This is a genomic window from Methanolobus vulcani, assembly GCF_900100715.1.
Taxonomy (GTDB): Archaea; Halobacteriota; Methanosarcinia; order Methanosarcinales; family Methanosarcinaceae; genus Methanolobus; species Methanolobus vulcani.
In genome coordinates, this window is the sequence record NZ_FNCA01000002.1 from 30,105 (window position 1) to 43,310 (window position 13,206).

General features: G+C 40.6%; 15 protein-coding genes. 12 read left to right on the top strand and 3 right to left on the bottom strand.

Annotated features, from left to right (window positions below):
- Positions 1-155: 155 nt before the first annotated feature.
- From BLP52_RS02615 to BLP52_RS02635, 5 genes are all read left to right on the top strand, one after another.
- Positions 156-635, top strand: coding sequence for a 3-isopropylmalate dehydratase small subunit (locus BLP52_RS02615; RefSeq protein ID WP_091708478.1), 480 nt, complete (start codon positions 156-158; stop codon positions 633-635).
- A gap of 70 nt (positions 636-705) precedes the next feature.
- Positions 706-1,833, top strand: a complete 1,128-nt coding sequence (locus BLP52_RS02620) for an isocitrate/isopropylmalate dehydrogenase family protein (RefSeq protein WP_091708479.1) — start codon at positions 706-708, stop codon at positions 1,831-1,833.
- 277 nt (positions 1,834-2,110) lie between these two features.
- A complete protein-coding gene (locus BLP52_RS02625; RefSeq protein WP_091708480.1) occupies positions 2,111-2,629 on the top strand; it encodes a B12-binding domain-containing protein in 519 nt (172 codons plus the stop codon).
- Between the two features lie 169 nt (positions 2,630-2,798).
- On the top strand, positions 2,799-3,527 hold the full coding sequence (locus BLP52_RS02630) for a hypothetical protein (protein WP_091708482.1): 729 nt from the start codon (positions 2,799-2,801) through the stop codon (positions 3,525-3,527).
- A gap of 347 nt (positions 3,528-3,874) precedes the next feature.
- Positions 3,875-4,174: a hypothetical protein gene (locus BLP52_RS02635; RefSeq protein ID WP_091708484.1), complete on the top strand. Its 300-nt coding sequence runs from the start codon at positions 3,875-3,877 to the stop codon at positions 4,172-4,174.
- A 42-nt stretch (positions 4,175-4,216) separates the two neighbouring features.
- Here BLP52_RS02635 and pyrH read toward each other — a convergent pair whose 3' ends face one another.
- The 3 genes from pyrH to BLP52_RS02650 all read right to left on the bottom strand — a co-directional run bounded on the left by pyrH (position 4,217) and on the right by BLP52_RS02650 (position 5,989).
- The gene (pyrH, locus tag BLP52_RS02640; protein WP_091708485.1) at positions 4,217-4,918 is read right to left on the bottom strand and encodes a UMP kinase; all 702 of its coding nucleotides are present in this window, start codon (positions 4,916-4,918) and stop codon (positions 4,217-4,219) included.
- Positions 4,919-4,926: 8 nt separating this feature from the next.
- Complete coding sequence (locus BLP52_RS02645; RefSeq protein ID WP_162272926.1) at positions 4,927-5,661, bottom strand: hypothetical protein; 735 nt, start codon at positions 5,659-5,661, stop codon at positions 4,927-4,929.
- Between the two features lie 151 nt (positions 5,662-5,812).
- The gene (locus tag BLP52_RS02650; protein ID WP_091708489.1) at positions 5,813-5,989 is read right to left on the bottom strand and encodes a 4Fe-4S binding protein; all 177 of its coding nucleotides are present in this window, start codon (positions 5,987-5,989) and stop codon (positions 5,813-5,815) included.
- Between the two features lie 304 nt (positions 5,990-6,293).
- On the opposite strand from BLP52_RS02650, the gene BLP52_RS02655 reads away from it, so the two are divergent.
- The 7 genes from BLP52_RS02655 (at position 6,294) to BLP52_RS02685 (ending at position 13,201) form a co-directional block, all read left to right on the top strand.
- Complete coding sequence (locus BLP52_RS02655; protein ID WP_162272927.1) at positions 6,294-6,911, top strand: type IV pilin N-terminal domain-containing protein; 618 nt, start codon at positions 6,294-6,296, stop codon at positions 6,909-6,911.
- 49 nt (positions 6,912-6,960) lie between these two features.
- Positions 6,961-9,144, top strand: coding sequence for an ATP-dependent DNA helicase (locus BLP52_RS02660; RefSeq protein WP_091708493.1), 2,184 nt, complete (start codon positions 6,961-6,963; stop codon positions 9,142-9,144).
- Positions 9,145-9,291: 147 nt separating this feature from the next.
- The gene (locus tag BLP52_RS02665) at positions 9,292-9,702 is read left to right on the top strand and encodes a GerW family sporulation protein (protein ID WP_091708494.1); all 411 of its coding nucleotides are present in this window, start codon (positions 9,292-9,294) and stop codon (positions 9,700-9,702) included.
- A 40-nt stretch (positions 9,703-9,742) separates the two neighbouring features.
- The gene (locus tag BLP52_RS02670; protein ID WP_091708496.1) at positions 9,743-10,444 is read left to right on the top strand and encodes a DUF2953 domain-containing protein; all 702 of its coding nucleotides are present in this window, start codon (positions 9,743-9,745) and stop codon (positions 10,442-10,444) included.
- 27 nt (positions 10,445-10,471) lie between these two features.
- A complete protein-coding gene (locus tag BLP52_RS02675; RefSeq protein ID WP_091709145.1) occupies positions 10,472-11,431 on the top strand; it encodes a beta-ribofuranosylaminobenzene 5'-phosphate synthase in 960 nt (319 codons plus the stop codon).
- A 61-nt stretch (positions 11,432-11,492) separates the two neighbouring features.
- Positions 11,493-12,506: an NOP5/NOP56 family protein gene (locus BLP52_RS02680; protein ID WP_202905714.1), complete on the top strand. Its 1,014-nt coding sequence runs from the start codon at positions 11,493-11,495 to the stop codon at positions 12,504-12,506.
- Complete coding sequence (locus tag BLP52_RS02685; protein WP_091708499.1) at positions 12,506-13,201, top strand: fibrillarin-like rRNA/tRNA 2'-O-methyltransferase; 696 nt, start codon at positions 12,506-12,508, stop codon at positions 13,199-13,201. Before BLP52_RS02680 ends, BLP52_RS02685 begins: the two co-directional genes overlap by 1 nt.
- Positions 13,202-13,206 lie beyond the last annotated feature (5 nt).

Consider the following 13,206-nt stretch of genomic DNA (forward strand, 5'->3'; position numbering starts at 1 on the left):
TTTCTTGTTAACTTGTTTCTGTTGTAAATGTCTACTCTATATACTTTTTCAAACTCATTGAGTTTTCCAGTAGTATTATTTAGTATGATGCTATCTATGGTATAGTTTCAAGTTCATTAATGATAATTATCAATTAATACTAATTAGGTGTAAATATGAGCGGAAGAGTCTGGAAATTTGGAGACGATGTTGATACTGATGCTGTAATTCCGGGAAGGTATCTTATTATGAATACCCCTGAAGAGCTTGCAGCACATGCTTTTGAAGGTGTAAGACCTGAATTCCCTAAAGAGGTAAAAGAAGGTGACATTATTGTTGCCGGTAACAATTTCGGCTGTGGTTCTTCAAGAGAACACGCACCAATCGCACTGAAAGGAACAAAGATAAGCTGCGTAATTGCAAAGTCATTTGCACGTATCTTTTTCAGAAATTCAATTAACATCGGTGTTGCACTTCTTGAGTGTCCTGACACTGACAGGATAGAGGACGGTGACCAGCTTGAGGTTGATTTCGCATCCGGTGTAATTAAGAATGTTACAAAGGGCGAAGAGTATCAGGCAACACCTCTGCCGGATTTCGTAAGAGGGATCATGGATGCTGGCGGACTTATCGAATACACAAGGCAGATCATCTGATCTGGCTATTTTATTTTATCAACATTAGCAATTCTATTCTAAATGCAATAATGGTTAGGAGTTATTATTTATGACACAGTATAAAATACCTGTAATACCAGGAGACGGTATAGGACCTGAGATCATTGCTGAAGGACGTAAGGTAATTGATGCTGCAGGTGAGAAATTCGGTTTTGATGTTAACTGGGTGGAGTTCCCACATGGAGCAGACCACTATCTTGAAACAGGGGAACTTATTTCAGAGGATTCCCTCAAAGAGCTTTCAGGTTACAAAGGAATCTTCCTTGGTTCGATTGGAGATGACAGGATTGCACCAGGTGTACTTGAAAAAGGTATCCTGCTTGCTGCAAGGTTCTACTTCGATCAGTATGTCAACCTTCGTCCAATCAAGCTTCTTGATGGTGTATGGTGCCCTATCAAGGACAAGACTCCTGCAGACATTGACTTTACAGTTGTAAGGGAAAATACCGAGGACTTTTACATTGGTATAGGCGGACGTGCAAAGTCAGGTGTAAGCAAGGATGTCCTTGAGGTTCACAGGACACTTTACAACGCAAAGTTCGGTCTTGACATAGAGACCGACAGCGAGGAGATAGGTTACCAGATTGGTATGATCTCAAAGGAAGGCACTCAGAGAGTTATCAACTATGCATTCGATCTTGCAGAAGGCAGTGACAAGCATGTTTCATCAGTTGACAAGGCGAACGTCCTTTCAGACATATACGGATTCTGGAGAGAGGAGTTCAATGCAGTTGCTGCAAAGCACCCTGATGTAAAGACCGACTTCAACTTCGTTGATGCTATCACAATGTGGTTCGTTAAGAACCCTGAATGGTTCGATGTTGTTGTAACACCAAATATGTTCGGTGACATCATCACTGATCTTGGTGCAATGGTACAGGGCGGTCTCGGACTTGCACCTGGAGGAAACATCAACCCTGAAGGTACAAGCATGTTCGAACCAATCCATGGTTCAGCACCAAAGTACAAGGGTCAGAACAAGGTCAATCCTATCGCTACTATCTGGGCAGGCGCAATGCTCATTGAACAGATGGGCGAGAAAGAAGCTGCAGATGCTATTGTTTCTGCAATTGAGACCAACATTAGTGAAGCAAAGGTCCAGACATACGATATGGGTGGCTCTGCAGGCACATCAGATGTTGGTGACGATATCGCAAGAATTGTTCTTGGAAAATAAATTGTTCTTTTGCATCCATCCGGGATGCACTCTTTTCTATTTTTATTCAGTACTTCTTCTTTAATAGAATATATTATTGATCTCTTCATTATTTATTGCCAAATACATTTATATCTGAATTATTTGTGATATTTTTATTTTATTATGTAGATTCATGAAAAATCTCTCTGTTTTATTCGATGAATTTATATACAATAGCAAAATTGTGAAAAATGTGACTAAATTGCACTAACGTGCGCAATTTATAATGTGCTAATCCAATCAAAGGGATGATAATTTGTCTCAGGGAAAAACTATTACACAAATTATAGATGAAGCAAAAAGATCCATACTGGATTTTGATGAGAAAGGCGCAGAAAACGCGGCAAATGGAGCCCTTGAGTTGGGTTACAACATAAACGAAATTATTGAGAAAGGATTTCTCGAAGGCATGAAAGCAATTGGGGACATGTTTGAAGAGGGAAACGCATGTCTCCTCCATATTTTTGCAGCAGCCGACACTCTGGATGCAGGTCTTGCTGTATTTGAGGAGTGTGAGGAATATAATAAACTCAGTAAGAACATTGCTATCGAACTTATCAGTGAAGGTCAGAGGGATGAAAAGATCGATGTCCTTGAAGCAATGTTCAGGATAAACGGTTATGATGTTGTCGAAATTCCAGACAATGTTCCAATAGTTGATTTCCTTGAAAAGGATGAAGCATTTGTAAATATTCCTGAATCCTGTAAGGAAGAGATCATGGAAAAAGTTACTGCCAATCCGGGTGTGACAACTTTCCAGCTATGTGAAATGTAATTTCTTCTTTTTTGGTAGGAATCCTACCTCTTGTTTATTTTAGCATACTAATTTTAAATTATTGATCCTCTTATTAAATTTTGATTAAATGGTTAGTTAATCAAAATAAGGATATTTCAGAAACCTTGATACATATTGTTTTTAAACCATTAAATATAGTTTCTATAGCATGAAACAGAATCCCATCTTCAAAACTAAAAATCCTCAACGAGTATCTTTTTTTAGGTGGGTTCTTGCAGATCTTTTTTTTATTGTTTTTGGTGTACACAGTTATATAACGTTTGATATTCACTCATATGATGGTTTATTTATTTTAGTTTCAGCCACATTTGTACTGACTTCATTATTATTCATCCGGGCAACTATGAAAAACGCTAAGATTCTGGATGAGGCTATAAATGGGCAAAATATGATTGTTCATTGGAAATACACAGATGAAGAATGGCTGGATTATTTATCGCATGAGGAGGATTATCGGAGCAATACGGGAATTCTAATGGCTATTGTTCTCTCAGTAATAACTGCAATCATATTCATTCCATTTATCTTGTTTATACCGGAAGGTAAGTTTTCCATGTTAATGGTTATGTTAGGTTTATTCATGCTTTACTTTTTCATGGGGTATGTCTTTCCTTCAATCCTGTTCTATGTCAAAAGAAAAAGCGTAGGAGAGGTCATTTTGCTTGAGAAAGGTGTTCTTTTGAATAAAGAATTCCATACATGGAACTTCCCTTTATCAAAATTCAATTCCGCAAAGTTCAAAGAAAAACCATATGTACATCTGGAAATAATCTATGATTACTTTGACCGAACAGGACCCAGAAGTTATACTATAAATGTTCCGGTGCCCAGTGATAATAAAAAGAACATTAACACGATAATCTCTAGTTTTTATTAGTTGCTTTATTTAGCTCTGTAGAAAATTTTCGTATTCAGATGACCAGAGGAATCAATGGTTATCTGGAATGTATATTCGATATTGGTACCCTTTGTCAATTTAGTATGGGACATGTAACTTGGACATCTTTTCTACAAATTTTTTTTTATTTCTTTTTGTTCAGTTCTTATTTTCTTTCCTGTCTCTCCTTTCTATCATCCTCATTATGATGATTAGATGGTTTAGAATAGATATTGTTATATATTAGTAATTGTACCCTTTAAATGTGAACTTGTGGCATATGGGCTGTAGAGTTAATCAAAAACGGACCTTTAGTCAAAGTTAACTTAAAGGAGTGTGAAACTCGTATGGCAAAAACAATTGAAGAACTGGAAAATGACCTTGATGTCATGAACGAGATGTTTCGTAAGTATGTAAAACTCTCTTTAAATTACCAGCAGCAGATAAACAACGCAGATATTTCTGAGGATCAGCGTAAAGCTCTCATGGAAAAACTGGAAGTTGAAAATGAAAAGGTCCGAAAGGCTAAAGAACAGATGGCAAAGTTCGAGAAGACCATTGAGACCCTTAAGAGATCCAATGATAAATTAAAAGAGGTGACTTCCTGCAAGGAAGAAACCGTAGAATATCTTGTGGCTTATAACTAAAGCCACCTTAACAACTTTTAATTCTTAATTAAAATAGAAGGATCAGTTAATGATCCTTGTGCCTAAATAAACAGCTTTTTTATCGGTCTTTCCGTTTTCATCACGAATGGCCTTCAGTACATCCTGTGGATCGCTGCCATCCATTACAATTGTCTCGATGTTGCAGCGCTCAATAATTTTTGCAGCAAGAGGGTCTACAGGTGATTTTGAGCCGGCTTTCATCTCAGTGGTCATCACAGTGCTTACAAGTTCTTTAGCTGTCATTGTTTCATACTTCACCGCATCAGGGTCCTTGCGTGGATCAGCAGAATATACTCCATCAACTGCTGTTGCGATTACAAGAAGGTTTGCACCCAGGTATTCTGTAAGAATCGCTGCTACTGCATCGGTAGTCTGTCCTGGAATAACTCCACCCATTACAAGTATCTTGCCAGAGGAAAGTTTTTCCTGTGCTTCCTTATAGTCCTTTGGTGGTTCAGGATAAGCAGCGTCTCCAAGGGCAGAAATTAGAAGCTTTGCATTGAGACGTGTTATGTCTATTCCAATATAGTCACATTCGACTTCATTGGCACCGGTACTTCGTGCAACGTTGATATAATCCCTTGCAGAAGCACCTCCTCCAGTCACGATTACGATTTCATGCTCTTTTGCAAGCTCTTTGAGAGCATCAGCATATCCTCTGAAACTGTCAGGGTTAAGTTCTTTTGCCAGTATTGATCCACCGACTGATAATACGATTAACATAATGATCTCTAGTCGTTACGTCGTTTTGATTTTAAAAGTAACGCTATCGATAAAATAGCCAAAGATCCCATTATGGATGAAAATCCCGGGACCAACGTGGATATTGACAATGGTGATTTGTTCAGTCCCATACTTTCACTGTAGAGTATCCTGCCATTGTAAAGTCCGAATACCTTTATTACATCCCCTGGGACAAGTTTTGTTGAACCGTAATAATATACTTTCAGGTCATTGTTATTATCGTCCCTAATGGTCATCTGGTATATTCCAGTGCTCATATCAATTTTGGACATGTTGCCTATTACGGTCATGTATCTTCCATTATGGGCGGATGAATTAGAAACAATGCTACTGATATTGACAAGTCCCATGTCCACAGTAGGATAATGGAGAACATATGTTGGTATGAATATACTATCTTCCAGTGGATCATATCTGAACTGACCTGTTATCATAGCCTGGTCGCCAACATTGAATCCATCAAACAGCTTTATCTCGGTTGTGTCAACTTTTAATGAAGTTGAATTCTCAGTAAGGTTTACATACTTTTTACTGAGTTCTGAAATATTTCCAACGACACTTATCTTGCGATAAGCCATTGTGCTATCATAAACTGTGGGATCTTTATTGATCTTGGATATCGGCACTATCTCCAGTTCAAACATTGAAGCATATGCATTGGTGGCAGTACAACTGAGTAAAAGTAATGCCATAATAATTATTCTTACAGTACTGCTTTTCAACACATTATCACATCGTGGGATTATAATACTAACTAAGTTATCTATGTATTTATATTTTGCACTGGTATAAATGTGTGCAACTTAAAATGCTAAAAAATATTCTGGATGAAAAAAGAATAGAAAAGAAAAAGTGTGGAATAGATGTCTAATCTTATTCCATTGCGATTGCGTCTGTTGGGCAGACGTCAACACATGCACCGCAGTCAAGGCACTCGCCTGCATCTACGATTGCAATGTTTTCACCGTTGAGTGTGATTGCCTCTGCTGGGCACTCGTCTACACATGTTCCGCATCCTACGCATTCATCGACAGTAATAATTGCTACCATTTGTTTTACGCTCCTTTAGTTGTATAACAACATGCTATTGCATTTGTATATTTTACTAGAGTATACTAGTTGAACTCTACACTCTATCATAACATAAGTGAGATAAAAAGTTATCGTTATTAAAATGAAAACATGGATACTGCTATTCTATTGCTGTTCTATATATAAGCATAAAAAGCTAATTTTTCTATAATTTAATTATTCGGGCGCTTGTATACTGGCACCGAATATATTATGATGATTAAGATTAATTTATATAGTTGGTATTAGATTTCTACATGTGGTTGAAAAAAATTTTATGATTTTGAATGATGGGGGTGGCACATCACCTATACTGGGAGTTGTGCTGATGTTACTTTTAACAATAGTACTGGCAGGTGTTACAGTGTCGGCAGTTTATAGTGATGATCTCAGTACATCACTCTCTAGCGCTCCAATGTCAGGTATAAAGGCAGAGTCAGAAGGTTCTATTGGCTATCATGTAGGCTTTGCTAAGAACTTTATTTATCTTGAACATACAGGTGGTGAACCATTATTTATTGATTCTACAAAAATAATCATAACTGGTGATGGGAATAGTTACACTCCCGTCTGCATAGGTGGGGTTGGTGGTTACCTGAATGGTGATGTCTTTATCAGTTACAATAACCTTTTATTTGATGGTAAGATTTCGGCATATGCTTCAAGGAATTCTGCTCTTTTGGATGGTGTTTGGTCTCCAGGCGAAAAATTAATCCTGAATGGTAAAGACAGCATTGATGGCACTTCGGCATCTTCAGTATCTGTTAGCGTAAACGGAAATACAAATACGTCCAATAACTATGGTTTGAAAGAGAATAGCATGATAACCATCAAAGTATTTGACATTAAAACACAGCGCCTGATATCTGAATGTGAATGTAAAGTGATTCCTGTAGAATGATTCTGCTGTATCAAAATCGTTTAAGTAATGTGAGCTCATAGGTAGTGCGATGAGCGGCAAAACCGGATACATGAAATATTTCCCAAAGGAAACCTGCTACCCGAATCAGCAGGATGCAATGGATAAGATCCATGCTTCTCTCATTAATAAGGAGATCATACTTTTTGAAGGAGCATGCGGTACAGGCAAAACTCTCAGTGCACTGGCACCTTCACTTAATGTGGGAAAACAACTTCAGAAGACCGTCATTATTGCAACAAACGTTCATCAGCAGATGGTTCAGTTCATTAACGAGGCCCGTGAGATAAAGCAGACAAACGACCTGAAGGTTGCAGTGGTAAAAGGTAAAGCCACAATGTGTCCGAATGAGACTGATTATGAGGAATGCAGGCTCAAACGTGAGAACACATTCGAACTTCTGGAAACCGAAAGGGAACTCGCTCTTAAAAAGCAGGAAATGAAGTCTGCGTATGAGAATTATAAAAAATCAAAGGATCCTGCTCTTGTAGCATTGCGTGATGCTCTTTCCAAGGAGCTTGATGTTGCAGAAGAAAAATCAAGAGAGCTTCGCAAGCGTTCCTGTGACTATCTTTATGAAGTGCTGCGTTATGACGGAGAAGCTTTCAGACAATGGCTTTTCGATGATGTCCGCACGCCTGAAGAGGTCAATGATTATGCTTTCCAGAAAGGCATGTGTGGTTACGAACTGCTGAAACGTGAACTGAAACATGCAGAGCTTGTGATATGTAATTTCCATCATGTGCTCAATTCCGATATTTTCATGACCGTGCTCAACTGGCTTGAAAAAGAACCGCAGGATGTTATTGTGATCTTTGACGAGGCACATAATATCGAATCTGCTGCAAGGTCTCATTCATCCATTACAATAACCGAACACACACTGGAAAAAGCAATTGCCGAGATCGAGGCAAATCTCGATATCATGCCGGATGGCGGAATCCATAATTTGCTTAAGATACTGACCAGTGTAATGCAGGATATCTATAACAACCGTTTCAAATTCGGAGAACGTGAACGTGTTGGAAGACACTGGTATGATATGCGTATCAGTGATCCATATGAGCGTAATGATATGGTTAGGGGTAAATTCCTGAAACAAGCACTAGAAGCAGGTTTTGGCGATGAAGCTGCAATTCAGGCAACCCTTTCTGAAGCAAGCGCTTTTGGAGCTATGCTTGATGAGAACTATCGCGAGCAGTATAAAAAAGGACTTACAGGTGTCCTGAAACGCTCCCATATAAGGTATGCGGCAGATTTCCTATCATCCTATCTTGTACTTTCAAATAACCTGAACTATTATCCGGTATTGAATGTGAGGCGTGACCTCAATGATGAGATATACGGCCGTATAGAACTTTTCACATGTATTCCGAAGAATGTAACTGAGCCTTTGTTTGATTCGCTTTTCTCAGCGGTGCTTATGTCAGCAACCCTGCGACCATTTGATATGGTCAAGTCCACACTTGGAATTGCAAGACCTACTTGTGAATTATCCTACGGAACCTCGTTCCCGGAGGATAGAAGGCTGACTCTTTCAGTTTCAGTTCCACCTTTGTTTGCAAAGACAAGAGATGATCCGCAGACTCTTCAGGCAGTTGAAGAAGTAATATTTGATTCCATTGAGCAGACAGAAGGTAATGTGATTATCTTTTTCCAGAGTTCCTTTGAAGCAAGGCGTTATTACAATAAACTGGAATCACGTCTGAGTGTTCCTGTTTTTCTTGATGAGGTGGGTGTGTCATCCCAGGAGATCAGGGAAGATTTCTTCAGGATGGGTGAATCCGGTGGAAAAGCAGTTCTTGTCTCGTATCTCTGGGGAACTCTCAGCGAAGGAATTGATTACCGTGATGGCAGGGGAAGAACTGTTATTATAGTAGGTGTCGGTTATCCTGCATTGAATGACAGGATGAATGCTGTTGAATCTGCTTATGATCATACTTTTGGGTTTGGTGCAGGCTGGGAATTTGCAGTTCAGGTGCCGACTATCCGTAAGATCCGTCAGGCTATGGGGAGAGTTGTGCGTTCACCGGTCGATTATGGGGTAAGGATCCTTCTTGACGGCAGGTTCACAACTGAAGCGCCGAAGAAGTTCGGGAAATTCTCCGTGTTTGAAATGTTCCCTGATGATGAAAGAGACGAATTTATTGATGTTGATCCTGAAAAGGTGAAATATTCTCTTATGAATTTCTTCCAGGACAATTCTGAAAGTTAAACACCGTATTTTTTGAAATTTACGGGATTTTTGATATATAGTTCCTCCATATTTTACAGGGACTACTTCTATATATTTTGAAGATACTTCTCTTATCAGGAAATAATATTAGCAATGAAATTCCATTATTCTTATAGGGGTTAAAATATGGCATTAGAAGATCTAATGAAGGAAGTATCCACAGAACTTGAAAGACTTGTGAGCACAAAGACCGTAGTTGGAGAAGCTATGGTCGTAGGTGAGACTACCATTATTCCTGTCACCAAGGTTTCATTTGGATTTGGAACCGGCGGCGGTGAAGGCAAGAAAATGGGTGAGGAAGAAGGCTTTGGCGGCGGTGGCGGTGCCGGTGCGAAAATAGAGCCTGTTGCATTTATTGTGATATCTGCAGAAGGCACAAAACTCATGACTATGTCAGGACAGACTGATTTTGGAAAGATCCTTGAATCAGTTCCGGGACTCATTGAGAAAGTCAAGTCCATGAAGAAGTCAAAGAAAGATGACAGTTGTGAAGGCGATGGACCCTGTGAGGGTGCAGAAGAGTCTTCAGAAGACTGATTCTTTCTTTTTTTGCTGACAGGCCCGCACAGGAGCAGATATGCTATCGATCCTAACGGTGATACTGCTTCTTATTGTATTTTTAGTTCTCTTAGTCCTGTTTGCCGCAATAGATGTTGTTTTTGATATGAAAGGCTCCGGTGTATCGGTTGAACATACTGTTGTTGTTCACTGGTTATTATTTTCCAGACAGGTGAGTCCCGAGCCGGAGGATGAGGTTAATGATGAGCATTCAAATGACGATTTTCCTGAGGAGTTCAAGGATGCAGAAAAATACGTTACAGAAAAGGTAAAGGGGCATTTTCAGGAATCCGGTGAAAAAGAGAAAACTAAAAAGAAAAAGTCAATTGATATGACCTATTCCGAGATGATACAGACTTTCAGGCAACTGAGGGCACCTGTAATTAGATTTATCAAGGGACTTGTCTGCGCTATAAAGATTCCTGATGCCAGGGTAAATGCAGTTTATGGATTCCCTGATCCATCATATACTGGTATTGCATGTGGATATTCGCATGCATTGATGGCTTATCTCAAATGCAATTTTAAAAATCTGAGAATGAATCTGGAGCCGGATTTTGTGGAGAGCAAGATTGAATTTGATATGTCCGGCAAGCTCCGTATAAGATTGTATCGTTTTATTCCTGTTATTTTGAAGTTTGTATTTAACATGAGTGTACTTAGGTTTTCATGGAGCTTTTTTATTAAAAAATATTACAGAAAATCAAGTGGTAATCTTTAATAGTATGTGTCACTGATAACCCATGACATGATTACTATTAAGTCCCCATCAAGACTTCATCTGACTCTTATCGACCTGAATGCGCAACTTGGAAGAGTGGATGGAGGCGCAGGAATTTCGATAGAATCTCCGCATGTTATTATATCTGCGGAAAAATCAGATACTATTGAAGTGATGGGTGACTCTTTTCTTGCCGAAAGGATGGTCAGTGCTGTAAAGCAGGTCCTTCCTGAAGGCGAGGGTATTAGCCTTAAAATTGAAGAAGATATGCTGGCACACGTCGGTTTTGGCTCCGGCACCCAGGCAGCGCTCTCTGCCGCTGCGGCTGTGAATGATATATATGGTCTTGGCATGAGCGTAAGGGAACTTGCAGTTGCAGTTGGACGCGGTGGAACATCCGGTATTGGTGTTGCATCATTTGAGATGGGCGGTTTCATAGTTGACGGAGGTCACAGGTTTATCGATAAAGGTTCATTCTCACCATCTTCTGCAAGCAGGGCAGACCCGGCTCCAGTGCTTTTCAGAAACGATTTTCCAGACTGGGACATAGTGCTTGCACTTCCTGATACAACAGGGGCACACGATGCAAAAGAGGTCAATATCTTCCAGAAAGAGTGTCCGATTCCTCTGAATGAGGTTCAGGAACTCTCACATATCATTCTTATGAAAATGATGCCTGCTATTATGGAGCAGGACATCGAAGCTTTTGGTTATTGCATAAACCACATACAGAACATCGGTTTTAAGAAACGTGAAGTAGCCCTTCAGCATCAGGTTGTAAAAGACGTTATGACCCTGATGCAGGACAACGGTGCCTACGGTGCAGGTATGAGTTCATTCGGACCTGCTGTTTATGGAATCGTTGAAAATCCTGAAGATGCTGCATATCTGCAGGAGGATGTACAGGAACTTCTTGACAAAACAATAGGTGGAAAGGTTCTTGTTACCAGGGCGAACAACACTGGTGCAGAGATAAGGAGGGTCTAAGCTGGCAGATATTGAATTCACTGCATGGTTCGGAAAACTAAAACTTGATGCAGACGGTGAGATGGAGGACTGCGATCTTTTTGATAAGGACCCTGAAAAGCTGGCAGAGCTTGTTGTGCAGTTGCAGGAGAGCTCAAAGGAAAATCCACAGTCTGTCCCATTACAGAGGGCTGATCTGAGGGATGCTGCACTTGAATGTGGTTTTGTAGAACTTGACGAGGATTATGATATTCTGCTGCGTGATGTTTGTATAAGAGCTGCAAAGAGCCAGATTTCACAGACCGATACCGATGATTCAAGAATTATCCAGGCAGTCGAGGCTTTGGATGATATCGATAAGAACGTGAACGAGTTGAGCGAACGCCTGTTCGAGTGGTATGGAAGGTATTTCCCGGAACTTGAAATGACAGGTGAGGAGCTTGCAAGATTTGTTTCTGCTTACGGTTCAAGGACAAATGTTCCTGAGGACCATGAAATGTCAGAGAAGGCATCAAGTTCAATGGGTGCTGAACTCCTGTTTGCAGATGAGGAGCTTCTGAGAACTTTTGCAAACAACATCTGCAGCCTGTACGACACACGCAGGTATATCGAGAATTACATTAATACAAGCATGGGCTCGGTAGCACCGAACCTTTGCGAGATTGCCGGTGCTTCACTTGGTGCCCGTCTTATGAGTATGGCTGGAAGCCTTGAGAAGCTGGCTGCTTTCCCATCCAGCACGGTTCAGGTAATTGGTGCTAGCAGGGCGCTTTTCAAGCATCTGCGCTCCCGGGCACCGTCCCCTAAACACGGAATTATCTTTAACAATCCTGTTATCAAGAATGCACCCTGGTGGCAGAGAGGAAAACTTGCAAGGGCACTTGCAGCTAAGATCAGTCTTGCTGCAAGGACTGATTTTTACTCCGGTGAACTTGATCCGTCCATCAAGGAAGCCCTCGATAAGAAACTGGAACACATAAGACAGGCTAACCCAAATCCTCCTGAGAGGAAGCCGGAAGCAAAACCACAAGGTAAAGGTGGCAAACGCAGGAACAGGGGACGGAAAAAAAACAAAAAGTCAGGAGGTAGTAACTGATGCCGGTAAGAGAGTTATCCAGCGGTATCTATGAACTGGATATCGATGACAGGAAGATGCTTGCAACAAGGAATATGATTCCGGGCATGAGTGTCTACGGTGAGCGTCTCATTACAGAAGACGATACAGAATACCGCCAGTGGGATCCAAGCAGGAGCAAACTCGGAGCTATGGTGCTAAAGAATTTCGATATTCCACTTAAATCTGATTCCATAGTACTCTATCTCGGTGCAGCTTCAGGAACAACAGTAAGCCACGTATCCGACATACTAACAGACGGACTTGTCTACGCAGTTGAGTTCTCTCCACGCACCATGCGTGACCTTATCCAGCTCTGCGACCAGCGTCCGAATATTATTCCTATTCTTGCAGACGCCAACAAACCACAATCCTACGCTCATATAGTGGAAAAAGCGGATGTAATTTTTCAGGATGTTGCCCAGCCCAACCAGGCTGAGATTGCAGCTATCAATTCAAAATACTTCTTAGAAGAACACGGCCATCTGATGCTCTCCATCAAGTCACGGAGCATTGACACCGTTGCCAGCCCGAAGAAGATATTCAAGGAAGAGGTCCGCAAACTGGAAAGCGGTTTTGACATCGAGTTCGAGGTGCTGGAAAGAAAAGAGCTTGAACCTTTCCACGAAGACCATCTGGGTCTGGTGGCAAAGATGTTTGTGGATGATGAGGAATGAAGTTT